Source organism: Garicola koreensis (genome assembly GCF_014195445.1).
In the GTDB taxonomy this organism is placed as follows: Bacteria; Actinomycetota; Actinomycetes; order Actinomycetales; family Micrococcaceae; genus Nesterenkonia; species Nesterenkonia koreensis.
Genome location: NZ_JACIBT010000001.1, coordinates 1 through 17527 on the forward strand (window position 1 = coordinate 1; position 17527 = coordinate 17527).

Below are 17527 nucleotides of genomic sequence, written 5' to 3' on the forward strand. Positions count from 1 at the left end.
GTCTGCTCGTAGCGGCCCTTCAGCTCAGCAATCTTGGCCAGCGCCTCGTTGATGGTCGTCTCGGAGCGGAAGACCTGCATGTTGGAGTCCATGGTCTCCTGCAGCTCTGCGCGCAGGGTGGCCACCCGCTCGGAGCCCTCGGAGTCCCGCAGCATACCCAGCTGATCCACCACGAAGTTCTCCGGGTCCTCGGGCACCTCCACGAAATCGGCCCGCTGGGCGTACTCGGCTGCCTGGATGCCGGCGCGCTTGCCGAAGACGTTGATGTCCAGCAGCGAGTTGGTGCCCAGCCGGTTGGAGCCGTGCACTGAGACGCAGGCGACCTCTCCGGCGGCGTAGAGGCCGGGGACCGTGGTGTCGTTGTCCTGCAGGACTTCGGCGTCGACGGTGGTGGGGATGCCGCCCATGGCGTAGTGACAGGTGGGGAACACCGGAACCGGTTCGGTGTAGGGCTCCACACCCAGATAGGTGCGGGCAAACTCGGTGATGTCTGGAAGTTTGGCGTCGATGTGCTCCGGCTCCAGGTGCGTCAGATCCAGCAGCACGTAGTCCTTGTTGGGTCCGGCGCCGCGGCCCTCGCGCACTTCGTTGGCCATGGACCGGGCGACGATGTCACGTGGGGCGAGATCCTTGATCGTCGGGGCGTAGCGCTCCATGAAGCGTTCCCCCTCGCTGTTGCGCAGAATACCGCCTTCGCCGCGGGCCGCCTCGGAGAGCAGAATGCCCAGCCCAGCCAGACCGGTGGGGTGGAACTGCACAAACTCCATGTCCTCCAGCGGGATACCGGCACGGTAGGCGATGGCCATACCGTCACCGGTGAGCGTGTGTGCGTTGGAGGTGGTCTTGAAGATCTTGCCCAGACCGCCGGAGGCGAAGACCACCGACTTCGCCTGGAAGATGTGCAGCTCTCCGTTGGCCAGGTCATAGGCGACGACGCCGGCCACCCGCTTCTGCTTATAGGTGGTGCCGTCGGCGCGGGTTGCGTCCTCCTCCACGGTGAGCAGATCAAGGACGTAGAACTCATTGTGGAATTCGACGTTCTGCTTCACACAGTTCTGGTAGAGGGTCTGCAGAATCATGTGGCCGGTGCGGTCGGCGGCGTAGCAGGCGCGGCGCACGGCAGCTTTGCCGTGATCGCGGGTGTGTCCGCCGAAGCGGCGCTGGTCAATTTTGCCCTCGGGGGTGCGGTTGAAGGGCAGCCCCATCTTCTCCAGGTCCAGTACGGCGTCGATGGCCTCTTTGGCCATCACCTCGGCGGCATCCTGGTCCACCAGGTAGTCCCCGCCCTTGACGGTGTCAAAGGTGTGCCACTCCCAGTTGTCCTCTTCGACGTTGGCCAGGGCCGCGCACATGCCGCCCTGGGCGGCACCGGTGTGGGACCGGGTGGGGTAGAGCTTAGTCAGCACTGCGGTGTGGGCTCGCTGACCGGATTCGATGGCGGCGCGCATGCCGGCACCACCGGCGCCGACGATGACGACGTCATACTTGTGAACCTGCATGTTCTTCTTCGGCTCTCTTTTCTTAGGGTTCTGGAGATTGCGAGTCTGTGGGCTGGGCGCCGGGGGCTAGAGGTTCTGGCAGAAGGCCGGCGCCTCATCCAGCAGATTGCCGCTGGTATCGACCATGCAGGGCTCGAAGGTGAAGATCACCAGAGTGCCCAGGATGATGATGACGACGGTGGAGAGGTACAGGATGCCCTTCAGCCACAGACGTGTGGAGTCCTTCTCGGCGTAGTCGTTGATGATGGTGCGCATGCCGTTGGTCCCGTGCAGCATAGCCAGCCACAGCATGGTCAGGTCCCAGAAGCGCCAGACCGGGTTGGCCCACTTTCCGGCCACGAACCCGAAGTCGACCTGGTGGATGCCCTGGCCGACCATCAGGTTCACCCACAGGTGCACAAAGATCAGCACGACCAGGGCAACTCCGGAGAGGCGCATGAACAGCCAGCCGAACATCTCGAAGGAGCCGGAGCTCAGGCTGGAGCGTAAGTATTTGGGGTCGATGCGGCCCGAGCGGGGAGCCTCAATGCCCTGAGCCGGAAGGACCGCGTCAGTATTGGTAGTCATCGTTCTAGAAGCCCTCCCAACCGTTGAAGAAAAGCACCAGATGCCGGCTTGAGAAGGCGATCATGGTCACCAGCCACAGCGCCAGCACGGCCCACAGCATCTGCCGGTGGTAGCGGGTGCCCTGCTTCCAGAAGTCGACCAGAATGATCCGCAGCCCGTTGAAGGCGTGGAAGACGATCGCGCCCACCAGGCCGATCTCACCAAGGATCATGATGGGGTGCTTATATGCGCCGATCACCGCGTTGTACGCGTCTGGTGAGACCCGGACCAGCGAGGTGTCCAGCACATGGACCAGGAGGAAGAAGAAGATGCCGACACCGGTGATTCGGTGCCCCACCCAGGACCACATGCCTTCCCGGCCCCTATAGAGAGTTCCCCTTCCGCCAGGGGAGGACTTTGTCTGCGTCACCTGTCCTGAACCTTTCAAAGCGTCGGTCGCATGGCGTGTTCTGCTGTGCACCAGCTTACGGCACTGGGGCCTGGTGCGTGCGATGGTGAACAGGCCGCTGTTCCGCTGCTGCGCCGCCCATCGTAATGTCTGGGGAGACCACAATGTTTTCTACAACATGTAGAAATTAGGGTGGGGGAAACAATATGACCCAGATCACCCCGGCGCGGTGATTCGCCGACTATGGGACTACTCTGGTGTGGTGACTTCATCAGAGGCGTTCAACCGATTCCATGCCGTCATTCCTGCTGGCGGCGTAGGCACGCGGCTCTGGCCGCTCTCGCGGGAGGACGCGCCGAAGTTTCTCCATGACCTGACCGGGTCCGGCACCACACTGATCCGCTCGACCTATGATCGTCTGACACCGTTGGCCGAGGGCCGCACGATGGTGGTCACCGGGGAGAACCACCGAGACGCGGTCATCGAACAGCTTCCGGAGCTTCAGCAGAGCGCCCTGGTGCTTGAGCCTGAGCCGAAGGACTCGGCGGCGGCGATCGGACTGGCGGCGGCGATTCTGCACCGTCGGGACCCGGAGAGCATCATGGGCTCATTCGCCGCAGACCAGGTGATTGCCCCCGTAGACGTCTTCCAGGAGGCTGTCCGCGAGGCTGTGGTCACTGCCGCCACCGGACGAATCGTGACTATCGGGATCAAGCCCACGCACGCCTCCACCGCGTTCGGCTACATCCGTGTGGGCGATGCGCACCAGATCCCGGGGGCGCCGAGCGCCCGCCATGTGGTGGAGTTCGTGGAGAAGCCCAGCGACGAGGTCGCCAAACAGTACTCGGGCAGCGGGGACTACCTGTGGAACGCGGGAATGTTCGTGGGGCCGGTCGCTCTGATGCTGAAGCACCTGGCCGCCACGGAGCCGGAGCTGCACGCCGGGCTCACGGAGATCGCCGCCGCCTGGGACACCGAGGCCCAGGATGAGGTGCTGCAGCGCATCTGGCCGACTCTGCCCAAGACGGCCATCGACTATGCGGTCGCCGAGCCGGCGGCCGATGTCGGAGACGTCTCCGTCATCCCCGGAGACTTCACCTGGGACGACGTGGGAGACTTCGCGGCCATCGCCCGGCTCAATCCGGCGGCCCAGCAGGAGAATATGATCGTGCTGGGCAAACAGCCCCGCGTCTACTCCGAGGATGCCTCCGGCGTCGTCGTCTCCGACACTCAGCGCGTGGTGGCGCTGATCGGGGTGGAGAACATCGTGGTGGTCGACACCGACGACGCCCTGCTGGTGACCACCACTGACCACGCCCAAAACGTGAAGAAGGCCGTTGCGGCGCTGAAGAAGAAGGGCGACTCCGATGTCCTATGACTCAGCCGATGACACCACTGCCCGCACCGTCGAGGAGATCGGCGCAGCAGAGGCTGATTCTGCGGCGGCTGTGATCATCGACCAGCTGCAGGCACAGCTGATCGACTTTCGCCGCGATATCCACCAGCACCCGGAGCTGTCCTGGCAGGAGCACCGGAGCACCGAACAGATCGCCGCCGCACTGCAGCACGCCGGCCTGCTGCCGCAGCGGCTGCCGCACAGCACCGGGCTCTACGTCGACATCGGTGCCGCCGATGCGCCGATTGCCGCGGCGTTCCGCGCCGACATCGATGCGCTGCCGCTGGCAGAGACCACCGGGCTGGACTACGCCTCAGCAACGCAGGGGGTCACCCACGCCTGCGGCCACGACATTCACACCACTGTGATGCTGGGACTGGCACTGACCTGCCAACGGCTGCACCAGCGTCGGGCACTGGGCGCCCGGGTGCGGGTCATCTTCCAGCCGGCGGAGGAACAGCTGCCCGGCGGTGCCCTGGAAGTCATCAGAGAGGGCATCTTGGAGTCGGTGCCGCAGGTCTTCGCACTGCACTGCGACCCCAAGCTCACCGTCGGTGAGATCGGCACCCGGATCGGGCCCATCACCTCCGCCTCAGACGTGGTGCGGATCAACGTCACCGGCAGCGGGGGCCACACCTCCCGACCCCACCTGACCCAAGACGTCGTCGGAGCGCTGGGGCACCTGAGCACTGTGGTGCCCGCCGTACTGTCCCGACGCATCGACACCCGCAGCGGCATCTCGTTGGTGTGGGGACACATTCATGCCGGCAGCGTCGCCAATGCGATCCCCGCTGCTGGAACCCTGCACGGCACACTGCGCATACTCGACGCCGATGTGTGGAAAGCCGCCGGCGGTGTGCTGGAACCGGTGGTCCAACAGGCTGCAGCGGCCTACGGGGTCACCGTCGACCTGGACCACGTGCGCGGTGTGCCCCCGGTCTACAACTCTGACCCCCAGACCATGCTCGTCGAGACTGCAGCCAGGCGCACCCTCGGCGATGACTGCCTGACACTGGCCGAACAGTCCATGGGCGGAGAAGACTTCGGCTGGATGACCCAGGAAGTCCCCGGGGCTATGTTCCGGCTGGGCACGATGACTCCGCAGGGGATCAGCTACGACCTGCACCGCGGAGACTACGCCCCCGACGAAGGCGCCATTGCCGTGGGCGTGTCGGTGATGACCGCCGTGGCCCAGGCCGCCGTCGCTGAACTGGATGAGCTGGAGCCGGCCGCATAGCCGGGCCCCCGAAACCGTAGAATCTCCCTATGCCTGATCAGCCTCAGACCCCTCAGCGCCAGACCGCTCAGAGTCACACCACTCAGCACCCCCCAGTGGATCAGACCGCCGCCGGGCAGGAGCCCAGCGGATTCCACGGGCTGATCGAGGCCGCCGGCGACGCCATGCGGCAGGCCTACGCCCCCTACTCCGGCTTTCCGGTGGGAGCCGCCGCCCTGACCGAGGACGGGCGGCTGATCACCGGCTGCAACGTGGAGAACGCCTCATACGGCGTCGGGCTGTGCGCTGAATGCGCCCTGGTGGGGCAGCTGCAGCTGACCGGCGGCGGGAAGATCGCAGCGTTCACCTGCGTCAACGGCGCAGGTGAGATCATCATGCCCTGCGGTCGGTGCCGACAGCTGCTCAACGAATTCGCCGCGGAGAGTTTCCAGATCCTCACCCCGGAAGGCATCACAGACCTGGACGGCATGCTGCCCCAGGCATTCGGGGGCCAGGACCTTGCCCATCATGACCGTCAACGAGGGAGAACCACACCGTGAGCGATCAAGGATTCACTGCGGCCACGGGCGAGCAGGGGGCAGCCGCGGCGGCGTTCGACGTCGTCGATCTGATCCGCACCAAACGTGACGGCGGCACCCTCAGCCCGGAGCAGATCCGTTGGCTCATCAGCTCCTACACCCATGGTGGCGTGGCCGATGAGCAGATGAGCGCACTGGCCATGGCGATTCTGATCCGCGGGATGGACCGGCAGGAGATCGCCGAATGGACCACGGCGATGATCAGCACCGGCGAGCGGATGAACTTCGATGCGCTGACGCGGGCTGACGGTACGCGCAGGCTGACTGCTGATAAGCACTCCACCGGCGGAGTGGGGGACAAGCTCACCCTTCCGCTGGCGCCACTGGTGGCCTCCTACGGGGTGCCGGTGCCGCAGCTCTCCGGCCGCGGCCTCGGGCACACCGGCGGCACCCTGGACAAGCTGGAGGCCATCCCCGGGTGGCGCGCCGCGCTGAGCAACGCCGAGATCATGCAGCAGCTGGACAGCATCGGCGCGGTGGTCTGCGCAGCCGGCACCGGACTGGCTCCAGCCGATAAGAAGCTCTATGCCCTGCGCGATGTGACCGGCACTGTGGAGGCTATCCCGCTGATCGCCAGCTCCATCATGTCCAAGAAGATCGCCGAGGGCACCGACGCGCTGGTGCTCGACGTCAAAGTCGGCAGCGGTGCGTTTATGAAGACCCAGCACGACGCCGCCGAACTGGCGAGGACGATGGTGGCGCTGGGCACCGATGCCGGAGTGGCCACCACTGCGCTGCTGACTGATATGAGCACCCCGTTGGGACTGACTGCCGGCAATGCCGTGGAGGTCGAGGAGTCGGTGGAGGTGCTCGCCGGCGGCGGGCCGAGCGACGTGGTGGAGCTGACGGTGGCGCTGGCGGCGGAGATGCTCGCCGCCGTGGGTCTCACCGACGTGGATCCGGCCGAGAATCTGCGCAACGGCCACGCCATGGACTCCTGGCGAGCCATGATCGCCGCGCAGGACGGCGACCCGGATGCGGCCCTGCCGCAGCCGAAGTACGAACACACCATCACCGCAGCGGCCTCCGGCACGCTGAGCCGGTTGGACGCCTACGCAGTCGGCATCGCCGCATGGCGTCTGGGCGCCGGACGCGGCCGCAAGGAGGACACGGTGCAGGCGGCCGCCGGAGTGCGCCTGCACGCCAAACCCGGAGACACCGTCACCGCAGGTCAGCCGCTGCTGACGCTGGGCACCGATGAGGATCACCGGCTGGTGCGCGCGGAGCAGGCCATGGCCGACGCGGTGGAGATCACCGAAGGCCCCGTCGTCGTCGGTGATCTGATCCGTGGGCGCATCACCGCCGATGACCTGTGAACCGGGCGTGGGAGGGCACTGACTGAGACGCTATGGGGCTGAGTGATCTACTCGAGGGGCTCAATGAGCTGATCCTCGACGCCGCGTCGGGGCCGTGGACGCTCATCGGACTGTTCGTGCTGAGCGTGATCGACGGGTTCTTTCCCATTGTACCCTCAGACACACTGGTGCTCGGACTGGGTTCGGTGAGCTCCGAACCCGGAACACCACCCTGGTTCTGGGTGATACCGGTGGCCGCCGGCGGGGCGCTGCTGGGGGACTTCATCGCCTACCGGATCGGCCGGGCCATCGGCAAGGACCGCTTCCGGTGGATGCGCAGACCCGCTACCCAGCGCACCCTGGCGTGGGCCCGGCACGGACTGGATAAGCGTGGGGTGTTCCTGATCTTCGTGGGACGCTTCATCCCCGGTGCTCGCGTGGCGATCAACTTTGTCGCTGGCACCACCAGGTACTCGATTCGGCGCTTCCTGATCATCGACGCCATCGCCTCATTGGTGTGGGCGAGTTGGCACTTCAGCATCGGGGCGGCGGGAACGGCGCTCTTCGACAACACGCTGATCTCGCTGGTGGTCGGCATTGCGGTGGCGACCCTGCTGGGCTGGATATTCGACCAGCTGTTCCACCGCCTCTCCCGCTGGTTGGACCATCGCGGAGTGCATATTGACCGCGAAGGATATCAGGACACCTCCGACATCCCGGTCGAGTCGCCCGTTCATCTGCGCCGTCGTCGTCAGCGCGGCGACAACGACGACGAAGAGCCGGTCAGCTGACCCCGAGCGCGTCCTGAATCGGGCCGGAGACGAAGTACAGCACGAACAGCCCGGCCGTCAGGTGCATCAAGGGGTGGACCTCGCGCCATTTGCCGCGCAGCACTTTGATGACCACATAGGTGACGAAGCCCGCACCGATGCCGTTGGTGATGGAGTAGCTGAAGGGCATGATCACCACGGTCATGAACGCCGGGATCGCGATCTCCAGGTCGGTCCAGTCGATGCGGACGATCTGCTGCATCATGAGGAACCCGACCAGCACCAAGGTGGCCGAGGCGGCCTCCACGGGAATCACTGCGGCCAACGGTGCCAGCACGATCGTGGCCAGGAACAGAAGGCCGGTCATCACATTGGCCAGCCCGGTGCGGGCGCCGTCGCCGACACCCACTGTGGACTCGATGAACCCTGAATTCACCGAGGTGGCGCCGATGCCGCCCCCGATGGTGCCGACGGCATCAGAGACCATGATGCGCCGGGAGTAGGGGATCTCACCATCGGAGTCCCTGATGCCTCCAGCGTTGGAGACTCCCACCATGGTGCCCAGCAGGTCGAAGAAGTTGGCCAGCAGCAGGGTGAACACCAGCAGCGTGGCGCCCACCACGCCCACTGACTCCCAGGATCCCAGCAGGTGGAACTCGCCCAGGATGGAGAAGTCGGGCAGGCTGAACCAGTTCTGGTCCAGGGAGGGGGTCGTCAGCTCCCAGCCGTAGGGGTGCTCCTCCGTGGCGGGGCCCACCCGCAGCACCGATTCGATGGTGATCGCCAGCACTGTGGCTCCGACGATCGAATACAGGATGGCCCCGCGCACGCTCATCGTCCACATCACGAACAGGGCGAAGAGGGCCACCAGAAAGATCAGCAGCGGCCAGCCGAAGACGAACCCGTCCACACCCAGCTCCAAGCCGGTGCCTCCGGAGTTCTGAATGAAGCCGGCGTTGACCATGCCGATCAGCGCGATGAACAGTCCGATGCCCACGCTGATCGCGGTCTTCAGCGCACCCGGGACCGCGTTGAAGATCGCCGAGCGGAACCCGGTGAGCACCAGCACCAGCAGGATGACGCCCTCGATGACCACCAGACCCATCGCATCGGCCCAGGTCATGCCCGGCAGCACCACGATCCCGTAGGTGATGAACGCGCTGAGCCCCAGGGAGGAGGAGACGGCCATCGGGAACTTGCCCAGCACCCCCATCAGGATGGTCATCACCCCAGAGATCAGGGAGGTCGCCGCGGCGACGGCGGGCAGATTCGGCTCGCTGCCGCCGCCGAGGAACTGGCCGGTGGAGTCGGCCGAGGCTCCGATGATCAGCGGGTTGAGCACGATGATGTAGGACATCGCTAAGAAGGTGGCGAACCCTCCGCGCAGCTCACGAGCGACGGTGGAGCCGCGCTCGCTGATGTGAAAGTACCTGTCGATGGAACCGCGGGGCTGCGGAGAGGGGCGCGGGGGTTTCTGCTCGGGGTGCACGGAAGAGTACTGTATCCGCTCCGGCGCACCGCCGACCACCCACACCGGCACCTGCCCACCAGCACATCCGCGGCACACGGTAGGGTCTGTGCTGGGTTGTGAAAATGCTGGGAGGCGAGAATGAGCGAGAACGAACCGGAGACGACGCCGCAGATGCTGGTCAACACCGAGGATCTGCTGGCTGCAGCCGACGACGACGCGGCAGGCGCAGTATGGAAGCTGCAGCAGCCGCACCGGGATCTGGACTCCAATGTGATCGCCCTGCCGGCCGCCGGAAGAATCGAGAGGCACCCAGGCCCCGAGGTCGACGTTCTCATCCACGTGCTGGCCGGCACCGGCACCCTGCACACCGCAGCCGAAGACCTTGAGCTGCGGCCCGGCGGGCTGATCTGGATGCCCAAAGGCACCCGGCGCGGCTTCACTGCGGGACAGTCCGGCCTGCGTTACCTCACCGTGCATCGCAAGCGGCAGGCGCTGAACCTGCAGCCCCCACGCGACTCGGGGTAGCGGGCTCAGCGGAGCCGACTCGGGCTGCCACCGTCCAGGCGCAGCATCATGGCATCATTGTTCGTGATGCTATGATGCACCCATGAGGACGACTATTACGTTGACCCCTGAGGCGGAGTCTCTGATCCGCCGACTGATGCATGAGCGAGACCTAAGTTTCAAAGAGGCCGTCAACACGGCCATTGTCCGAGGCGTGGCACCAAGGACCGAAGTCATCGACACCCCGGTCCACCACTTAGGAGAGGCTCGGCTGCCGCTGGAGAGAGCCCTGACCCTCGCGGGCGAATTAGAGGATGAAGCACTGTTGTCCAAGCAGGGGCTGGGCAAATGAAACTTGTCGATGCCAATGTCCTGATCTATTCAGTAGATGGCTCTGCTAAGCATCATGAGTCTGCTAAGCGATGGTTGGACCACGCTTTGGGCTCCATGGAGACAGTGCTGCTGCCCTGGGTGTCGCTGTTGGCCTTTGTCAGGATCGTGACCCATCCCCGAATATACGATGAGCCGCTGCAGACCAGTGCCGCTCTGGACATCGTGGAGCTATGGTTGTCCTCTCCGGCGGCACATGTGCCCGATGACTCGCGTGACGTTCTGGGTCACCTGCGCACACATCTCGGATCCACAGGATCCGGCGGCAACTTGGTCAACGACGCCTACCTGGCGGCTCTGGCACGAGCGCACTCGGCCGAAATCATCACCTTCGACTCTGACTTCGGACGATTTCCTGGAGTCCAGTGGGCGAGACCATAGACGGCGGGCCCGAAGGAGCCCAGAGGCAGAGGCTGATCGCGGCGGGGTCGACCGCAGGTATGCACAAGCGGCAGCCGGTAGGCTGGAATGATGAGCACCTCCTCTGCACTGGAAGCCCAACTCCGCCCGCTTCCCAAAGTTTCCCTGCACGACCACTTAGACGGCTCCCTGCGAGCAGCCACGCTCATTGAGCTGGCCGGGCAGATCGGACACCAGCTGCCCAGCAGCGACCCGGAGCAGCTCGCCGAGATCTTCAGCACCAATGCCGATTCCGGTGACTTGGTGAAGTACTTGGAAACCTTTGCCCACACCACTGCGGTGATGCAGACTGCGCAGAACCTGCAGCGGGTGGCATGCGAATACGTGGAGGACCTCGCAGCTGACGGCGTGGTCTATGCCGAGGTCCGGTGGGCTCCTGAGCAGCACACCGCCGAGGGACTCACCCTGGACCAGGCCGTGGAGGCGGTCCAAGCCGGCATTGAGCAGGGCGTGGAATCGGTGGCCGGCAACGACGGGATCATCGCCGTCGGACAGCTGATCTCTGCGATGCGTCAGAACGACAACGGTGATCAGATTGTGGAGCTGGCGCTGCGGCACCGCGAATCCGGCGTCGTCGGGTTCGACATTGCCGGTCCGGAGGCGGGATTTCCAGCCTCGAAGTTCTCCGCGGCGTTCACCCGACTGGCCGAGCAGATGCTGCCGGCTACAGTGCACGCCGGTGAGGCCGACGGGGTCGAGTCCATTCGCGACGCCCTGGTCCACGGACGCGCCCAGCGGCTGGGCCACGGCATCCGAATCGCCGAAGACATCAGCATCTCCCAGGAAGCACCGGAGGATCAGGACGATCAGGACCGCGCGGAGGAGGATGCTGAGGACCTCATCGAAGTCGTCCTGGGGCCCGTGGCCCGGTGGGTCCGTGACCGGCAGATCCACCTGGAGACCTCCCCAACCTCCAATCTGCAGACCGGTGCGGCCAGCGCACTGACCGGTGAGGCTCGGGCGCAGCTTCAGGAGCACCCCTTCGACATGCTCTATCAGCTGGGCTTCAACGTCGGCGTCAACACGGACAACCGGCTGGTCTCCGGGGTGACCCTCACCGGGGAGCTGGCCGCAGTGGCTGCGGCCTTCGACTACGAGCTCGCCGAGCTCGCCGACTTTCAGATCAACGCGATTGAAGCCAGCTTCCTGGGCTATGAGGAGCGTGAGGCGCTCTCGGCACACATTCTGGAGGCCTGGCAGTGAGCACACCGGGCGGGCCGCTGCCGCACGTTCCGGCGCTGAAGCAGGTGATCGCCGATCTGCGCGAACACTGTCCCTGGACCTCGCAGCTGACCCATCAGTCCTTGACCGACTACCTGATAGAGGAGTCCCAAGAGGTCAAGGAGGAGATTGATGCCGGCGTCGTCGGTGACCCGCTGCGTAAGGAGCTGGGCGACATCCTGCTGCAGGTGGTGCTGCACGCGGCGATCGCCGAGGAGCGCGGAGAATTCGACCTGGATGCGGTCGCCGAGGCCATCTGCGCCAAACTCATCCGCCGCAACCCCCACGTCTTTGACCCGGACGGCACGCTCAATCCCACACCTGCGACGATCGAAGAGGTCGACGCCGCGTGGAACCGCATCAAGGCTGAGGAGAAGGCCGAGGCCGAGCAGTTCGGCGGATAGCCGCCGGGCGGTGCGCCGCCTCGATTAGGCTTGAGTGAAGTCAACGGCGACTTTGGTCACATCATCACCGCAGAAGGAGAACCTATGTCCCTGATCGCCAGCGTCTTCGGCCGCGAGATCCTCGATTCCCGCGGCAATCCCACTGTGGAGGTGGACGTGCTGCTCGACGACGGCAGCACCGGGTGCGCCGCCGTCCCCTCAGGCGCATCCACCGGCGCCTTCGAAGCCGTAGAGCGCCGTGACGGCAATAGGGGCCGCTACCTCGGCAAGGGGGTGAGCGAGGCGGTGAAGGCCATCAACGAGATCATCGCCCCCGCCCTGGAGACCCTCGACGCCGCCGAGCAGCGTGTCATCGACCAGGTGCTGCTGGATCTGGACGGCACGGAGAACAAGTCCAGCCTCGGGGCCAACGCGATCCTCGGCGTTTCGCTGGCGGTGGCCAAGGCGGCGGCCGATGCCTCTGACCTGCCGCTGTATCGCTACTTGGGCGGCCCCAACGCGCACCTGCTGCCGGTGCCGATGATGAACATCCTCAACGGCGGCTCCCACGCCGACTCCAACGTGGACATCCAGGAGTTCATGATCGCCCCCATCGGCGCCGCGACCTTCTCCGAGGCGCTGCGGGCCGGCGTCGAGGTCTATCACGGGCTGAAGGCGCTGCTGAAGGAGAAGGGCATGTCCACCGGCCTCGGCGACGAGGGTGGATTCGCCCCCGACCTGCCGTCCAACCGCGATGCTCTGGACCTGATCACCGAAGCCATCACCCGCGCCGGATACACCCCGGGCACCGACATTGCGCTGGCCCTGGACGTCGCCGCCACCGAGTTCTTCGCCGAGGGCAGCTATACCTTCGAAGGTGAGCAGAAGACCCCGGAGCAGATGAGCGCCTACTACAGCGAACTGGTGGACGCCTACCCGCTGGTCTCCATTGAGGACCCGTTGGATGAGGAGGACTGGTCCGGATGGAAGACGCTCACCGAGACGATCGGTGAGAAGGTGCAGCTAGTCGGCGACGACCTGTTCGTGACCAACCCCGACCGACTGGCTACCGGGATCGAAGCGGACACCGCCAACTCGCTGCTGGTCAAGGTCAACCAGATCGGCTCGCTCACCGAGACCCTGGACGCGATCAGCCTGGCTCAGCGCAGCCAGTACACCACCATGATCTCCCACCGCTCGGGGGAGACGGAGGACACCACCATCGCCGATATCGCGGTGGCGGTGAACGCCGGACAGATCAAGACCGGGGCCCCGGCACGTTCCGAGCGGGTCGCCAAGTACAACCAGCTGCTGCGGATCGAAGAGGAGCTCGGCGACGCCGCCCGGTACGCCGGGGCCCAGGCGTTCCCCCGCTTCAGCACCAGCTGAGCAGCCCGGGGCAAGCACCCCGCCCCCGCTCTCGTTCGGTCACGCACCCTGACGATAATTCGGCGCCCCAACGGCGGCAGAAACGGTCAGGGTGCGTGACCGAACGCGTGTTTGGCGGGGGGAACCCCACCCCGAATCGCTGACACTGCGCGTGTCCGTGGGCCCGGTTATACTCCGCCCGCACTACTGTGTGTAGACAGGCGACCCACGCTTCCCATCAGCGACTTCCCAAGGCGGTGAACCTCGTGGCCCGACACGCTCGTCCCTCCGGTGCGGCCAACTCGGCAGAGCATCGCACCCGCAGCCAACGAGGAGCCGAAGCCCGAGTCCGCAAAGCTGAGAAGCGCCGTCTGGCAGAGCGGGAGCAGGTCTCCGGAGAGATCCGCACGCCGGCAGAGATCACCGCACGCCGGGCCCGGCGCTCCGATAAGCCCCAGCGCGCAAGCACCCGCCCCTCCAAGAAGACCCCCGTCTCCGCCCAGGCCCTGGTACCGGAACGCACCTTCTCCGGCCGGCTGATCGTGCTGACCATCGTCACTTTGGTCGTCATCTCCTTCCTGGTTCCCACCGTGCGCACCTACTTCCAGCAGAACGCGGAGATGGAGGCGCTCTCCGAGCAGATCGCCCAGGAGGAGCAGCGCCAGGCCGAGCTGTACTCCCAGCTGCAGCGGTGGGATGATCCAGAATTTGTGCGCCAGCAGGCTCGCGAACGCATCAACCTGGTCATGCCGGGGGAGCGGCGCTACCACGTCATCGGAGACCTCAGCGAGGCCGACGTCGAAAACGTCGCTGACGAGGTGGCTGAGGATGAGGACGAATGGACCGAGACTCTCTGGGAGTCGGTGGTTGAGTCGGCGGACGAGTAGGCTGGTGTGCTGTGAACAGCGCCCCCACCACACGTGTGCCCCGGCCCGAGGACCTCAGCACCCTCAGCCTGCAGCTGGGGCGCCCCGTCCGCGATGTGGTCGAAATTCCCGCCCGGTGCCGCTGCGGCAACCCGTTGGCGGCAGCCACTGCGCCGCGGCTGAGCAGCGGGATCCCCTTTCCCACCACGTTCTATCTCACCCACCCCACACTCACCGCTGCCGTCTCCCGTGTGGAGGCCGCCGGGGTGATGGCTGAGATGTCGCAGCGGTTGCAGCACGACGACGCCCTGGCGGCGGCCCATACCAGGGCACACCACAACTACCTCGCCGAGCGTGAGCGCATCCGTGAGCTGGCCGGACTGGCCGCGGTGGACGAGATCGCCGGGGTCAGCGCCGGCGGCATGCCCGACCGGGTCAAATGCCTCCACGCGCTCACCGGCCATGCGCTCGCCGTCGGCCCGGGCGTCAACGTGCTGGGGGATGAGACGCTGCAGCGCATCAGTGATGAATGGACGCCGCAGATGTGTACCTGTGAGTCCGCGTGGGACCACACCGCCGAAGTGCCCAGCCAAGACCTCAGCCGCCACGTGCGCCGTCTGCAGAACAAGGAAGCTTCATGAGAGTCGCCGCCATCGACTGCGGAACCAACTCCATCCGTCTGCTCATCGCCGACGTCGACATTCCCGGCACCGGGACCGTGGCCGACGTGGTGCGTCGCATGACCGTGGTGCGCCTGGGCGAGGGCGTCGATGAGACCGGAGAGTTCTCCGCCGAGGCGCTGAGCCGATGCTTCGCCGCCGTCGACGACTACGCTGAGCTCATCCGCCGGCACCAGGCGGAGGGCCTGCGGTTCGTCGCCACCTCGGCGTCGCGGGACGTCTCCAACCGTGAGGAGTTCGTCCAGGGCGTCAGAGACCGGCTGAACCCGCTGTTCACCGAGTTCACCGGCCCTGAAGTCATCCGCGGCTCCGAGGAGGCAGGCCTGTCCTTCGCCGGTGCTGCCAGCGTGATCGACTGGGACCCGCAGCAGAAGGTGCTCGTGGTCGATCTGGGCGGCGGTTCGACCGAATTTGTGCTCGGCTCCGGCTCATCGGCGCAGCATGCTATCTCGACCGATATGGGCTGTGTGCGCTTCACCGAGCGGCATATGCGCTCCGACCCTCCGCAGGAGACCGAACGTTCCATGACGGAGTTTGAGACGCTCTCCATCCTCGAAGACGTCGCCGAGGTCATACCGCTGCACCAGACTCAGACGGTCATCGGGGTCGCCGGCACGGTTACCACGGTCACCGCCCACGCGCTGAAGCTGGAGGACTACGACGCCGAAGCCATCCACGGCGCCGAGCTGGACCTGGACACTGTCCAGCAGTCCGTGGAGGACCTGGTCAGCGCACGCCGCGAGCAGCGGGCGGTCATGCCGTTCATGCACCCCGGCAGGGTCGACGTCATCGGTGCCGGGGCGCTGATCTGGGGGACCATCCTCGACTACCTCAACAAGGTCACCGAGGGACGAGTCAGCACTGCTGTGTCCAGTGAGCACGACATCCTCGACGGAATCGCCATCTCTGTGGCATCCGCACAGACCAGCGCAGCAAGGGAGCAGATGTGAGGCGCAGACGATCTCTGCTGGCACTGGGTGCCGTCATGCTGCTGGGGCCGGCGTCCGCCGTGGGCGCAGTAGCCCAGGCGCCGCCGGCGCAGGCGGATCTGTGGCGCGACTACCAGTACTGGCTCGACGACTACGGGGTCGAAGAGGCCTGGGACACCACCCGCGGCGAGGGGGTGACCGTTGCGGTCATCGACACCGGTGTGGAAGGTTCACATCCCACCCTGGAGGGCGCGGTCGTCGGCGGCACCGACGTCTCCGGCGGCGGCGACTCCTCCGGCGGCCCGGTCTCGCAGACCACCACCGAGCACGGCACACTGGTCGCCTCGCTGCTGGCGGGCCGCGGTCAGCCCGCGGAGGAGGCGCCCGAGGGGGAAGACTTTGAAGAGATGACTGATGAGGAGTGGGACGAGTGGTTTGACGACTTCGAAGCCGACCTCGAAGAGACCTACGGTGAGGATTGGGAGGACGAAGTCGACCAGGAACGGATCGATGAGTTCTACGAGACTCGCCAGTTCCCCGGGATCGACGACCAGGCCGATGCTGAGGATGAAGAGTCCGAGGACGACGCCGAGGAGGACGGAGAGGCCGGGGAGCGGCCGGCCGGGGTGATCGGCGTCGCGCCCGAGTCAGAACTTCTCTCCATCTCATTGGTGCTGGAGGACCCCAATCCCTACGGGCCGGGCACTGAGGATCAGATCGCTCAGGCGGTGACGTGGGCGGTGGACAACGGAGCAGACATCATCAACATGTCCATCGGCTCCGGGACCCAAGAATGGCCCCAGTCGTGGGACGAGGCGTTCCTCCACGCGGAGGAGAACGATGTGCTGGTCGTCGCCGCAGCAGGAAACCGCGCTGCTGGCCATTATTCGGTGGGCGCCCCGGCCACCATCCCCGGTGTGCTCTCTGTGGCAGGAGTGGACGAGGAGCGCAATATCAGCCAAGACTCCTCCTCCCAGGGCATCGCGATCGACATCGCCGCAGCCTCTGAACCGCTGGCCGGAGCAATGCCCGATGGAGGACACGCCGCATGGGAAGGCACCTCCGGGGCCACGCCGATCGTCGCCGGGGCGGCTGCACTGGTGATGGCGGCCCACCCTGAGCTCTCCGCGCCAGAGGTGAAGCACCGGCTGCTCAGCACGGCAGACTCGGCCGGCTCTGAGGGCATCGACCCCGAATACGGTCATGGGGTGCTCAATGTGGCCGAGGCCGTCACCGGCAGCGTGCCGGCGTTCGACGCCGCCGCGACCGAGACCCTGCAGGACTGGATCCGAGTGCACCGTCGAGCCGAAAGCGACGACGACGCCGATCAGCACCAGGAGATCCCCGAAGACTCCGGCGTCGTGGCCGGGCCGGAGGGGGAACCGCGCCAGGCGCCTCAGGCGGCTGAAGCTCGAACCGTCCAGGACTGGGCCGGTCCTGTCACTCTGGGCGTGGGAGGGCTGGCGGTCGTGCTGCTGATGACCGGTGCCGCAGTTCACCTGCTGAGTCGGCGAAGCACCGCCACCAACAAGTCCGCAGACGATCAGCAGTCTGCGCAGTAGATA

The 17527-nt window shown here is 65.9% G+C and carries 19 protein-coding genes; 15 read left to right on the forward strand and 4 right to left on the reverse strand.

Annotation, left to right across the window (positions count from 1 at the left end):
• From sdhA to sdhC, 3 genes are all read right to left on the reverse strand, one after another.
• A partial coding sequence (sdhA, locus tag FHX47_RS00005) for a succinate dehydrogenase flavoprotein subunit (protein ID WP_183356864.1) occupies positions 1 to 1499 on the reverse strand: 1499 nt, incomplete at its 3' end.
• Between the two features lie 66 nt (positions 1500 to 1565).
• On the reverse strand, positions 1566 to 2066 hold the full coding sequence (locus FHX47_RS00010; protein WP_183356865.1) for a succinate dehydrogenase hydrophobic membrane anchor subunit: 501 nt from the start codon (positions 2064 to 2066) through the stop codon (positions 1566 to 1568).
• A gap of 4 nt (positions 2067 to 2070) precedes the next feature.
• Positions 2071 to 2475 carry a succinate dehydrogenase, cytochrome b556 subunit gene (sdhC, locus tag FHX47_RS00015; RefSeq protein ID WP_343064242.1) on the reverse strand — a complete coding sequence of 135 codons (405 nt, stop codon included), beginning with the start codon at positions 2473 to 2475 and terminating at the stop codon, positions 2071 to 2073.
• 241 nt (positions 2476 to 2716) lie between these two features.
• Between sdhC and FHX47_RS00020 the strand changes: the two genes are divergently transcribed.
• The 5 genes from FHX47_RS00020 to FHX47_RS00040 are packed head-to-tail and all read left to right on the forward strand — an operon-like array spanning position 2717 to position 7751.
• A complete protein-coding gene (locus FHX47_RS00020; RefSeq protein WP_183356866.1) occupies positions 2717 to 3832 on the forward strand; it encodes a sugar phosphate nucleotidyltransferase in 1116 nt (371 codons plus the stop codon).
• Positions 3822 to 5087, forward strand: a complete 1266-nt coding sequence (locus FHX47_RS00025) for an amidohydrolase (RefSeq protein ID WP_183356867.1) — start codon at positions 3822 to 3824, stop codon at positions 5085 to 5087. The genes FHX47_RS00020 and FHX47_RS00025 overlap by 11 nt, the downstream gene beginning before the upstream one ends.
• 29 nt (positions 5088 to 5116) lie before the next feature.
• Positions 5117 to 5626, forward strand: coding sequence for a cytidine deaminase (locus FHX47_RS00030; RefSeq protein WP_183356868.1), 510 nt, complete (start codon positions 5117 to 5119; stop codon positions 5624 to 5626).
• Positions 5623 to 6981: a thymidine phosphorylase gene (locus tag FHX47_RS00035; protein WP_183356869.1), complete on the forward strand. Its 1359-nt coding sequence runs from the start codon at positions 5623 to 5625 to the stop codon at positions 6979 to 6981. Before FHX47_RS00030 ends, FHX47_RS00035 begins: the two co-directional genes overlap by 4 nt.
• A 32-nt stretch (positions 6982 to 7013) precedes the next feature.
• Entirely contained in the window at positions 7014 to 7751 is a 738-nt protein-coding gene (locus FHX47_RS00040) for a DedA family protein (RefSeq protein WP_183356870.1), read from the forward strand.
• Here the strand turns inward: FHX47_RS00040 and FHX47_RS00045 are convergent.
• Positions 7744 to 9219 carry a solute carrier family 23 protein gene (locus FHX47_RS00045; protein ID WP_183356871.1) on the reverse strand — a complete coding sequence of 492 codons (1476 nt, stop codon included), beginning with the start codon at positions 9217 to 9219 and terminating at the stop codon, positions 7744 to 7746. The two genes, FHX47_RS00040 and FHX47_RS00045, sit on opposite strands and share 8 nt — an antisense overlap.
• Positions 9220 to 9339: 120 nt before the next feature.
• Here FHX47_RS00045 and FHX47_RS00050 point away from each other — a divergent pair, with 120 nt between their 5' ends.
• The 10 genes from FHX47_RS00050 to FHX47_RS00095 all read left to right on the forward strand — a co-directional run bounded on the left by FHX47_RS00050 (position 9340) and on the right by FHX47_RS00095 (position 17524).
• Positions 9340 to 9726: a cupin domain-containing protein gene (locus tag FHX47_RS00050; RefSeq protein ID WP_183356872.1), complete on the forward strand. Its 387-nt coding sequence runs from the start codon at positions 9340 to 9342 to the stop codon at positions 9724 to 9726.
• An 82-nt stretch (positions 9727 to 9808) separates the two neighbouring features.
• A complete protein-coding gene (locus FHX47_RS00055; RefSeq protein WP_183356873.1) occupies positions 9809 to 10057 on the forward strand; it encodes an antitoxin in 249 nt (82 codons plus the stop codon).
• On the forward strand, positions 10054 to 10476 hold the full coding sequence (locus FHX47_RS00060; RefSeq protein ID WP_183356874.1) for a TA system VapC family ribonuclease toxin: 423 nt from the start codon (positions 10054 to 10056) through the stop codon (positions 10474 to 10476). The genes FHX47_RS00055 and FHX47_RS00060 overlap by 4 nt, the downstream gene beginning before the upstream one ends.
• Before the next feature lie 87 nt (positions 10477 to 10563).
• Positions 10564 to 11718 (forward strand): adenosine deaminase, encoded by a 1155-nt coding sequence (locus FHX47_RS00065; protein ID WP_246327875.1) that lies wholly within the window; start codon positions 10564 to 10566, stop codon positions 11716 to 11718.
• Positions 11715 to 12140, forward strand: coding sequence for a MazG nucleotide pyrophosphohydrolase domain-containing protein (locus FHX47_RS00070; RefSeq protein ID WP_183356876.1), 426 nt, complete (start codon positions 11715 to 11717; stop codon positions 12138 to 12140). Before FHX47_RS00065 ends, FHX47_RS00070 begins: the two co-directional genes overlap by 4 nt.
• 84 nt (positions 12141 to 12224) lie before the next feature.
• A complete protein-coding gene (eno, locus tag FHX47_RS00075; protein ID WP_183356877.1) occupies positions 12225 to 13508 on the forward strand; it encodes a phosphopyruvate hydratase in 1284 nt (427 codons plus the stop codon).
• A gap of 245 nt (positions 13509 to 13753) precedes the next feature.
• On the forward strand, positions 13754 to 14374 hold the full coding sequence (locus tag FHX47_RS11010; protein WP_183356878.1) for a septum formation initiator family protein: 621 nt from the start codon (positions 13754 to 13756) through the stop codon (positions 14372 to 14374).
• A gap of 11 nt (positions 14375 to 14385) precedes the next feature.
• Positions 14386 to 14994: a DUF501 domain-containing protein gene (locus tag FHX47_RS00085; protein WP_183356879.1), complete on the forward strand. Its 609-nt coding sequence runs from the start codon at positions 14386 to 14388 to the stop codon at positions 14992 to 14994.
• Complete coding sequence (locus FHX47_RS00090) at positions 14991 to 15983, forward strand: Ppx/GppA phosphatase family protein (protein WP_183356880.1); 993 nt, start codon at positions 14991 to 14993, stop codon at positions 15981 to 15983. The genes FHX47_RS00085 and FHX47_RS00090 overlap by 4 nt, the downstream gene beginning before the upstream one ends.
• The gene (locus tag FHX47_RS00095) at positions 15980 to 17524 is read left to right on the forward strand and encodes a S8 family serine peptidase (RefSeq protein ID WP_183356881.1); all 1545 of its coding nucleotides are present in this window, start codon (positions 15980 to 15982) and stop codon (positions 17522 to 17524) included. Before FHX47_RS00090 ends, FHX47_RS00095 begins: the two co-directional genes overlap by 4 nt.
• The last annotated feature ends 3 nt before the right edge of the window (positions 17525 to 17527 follow it).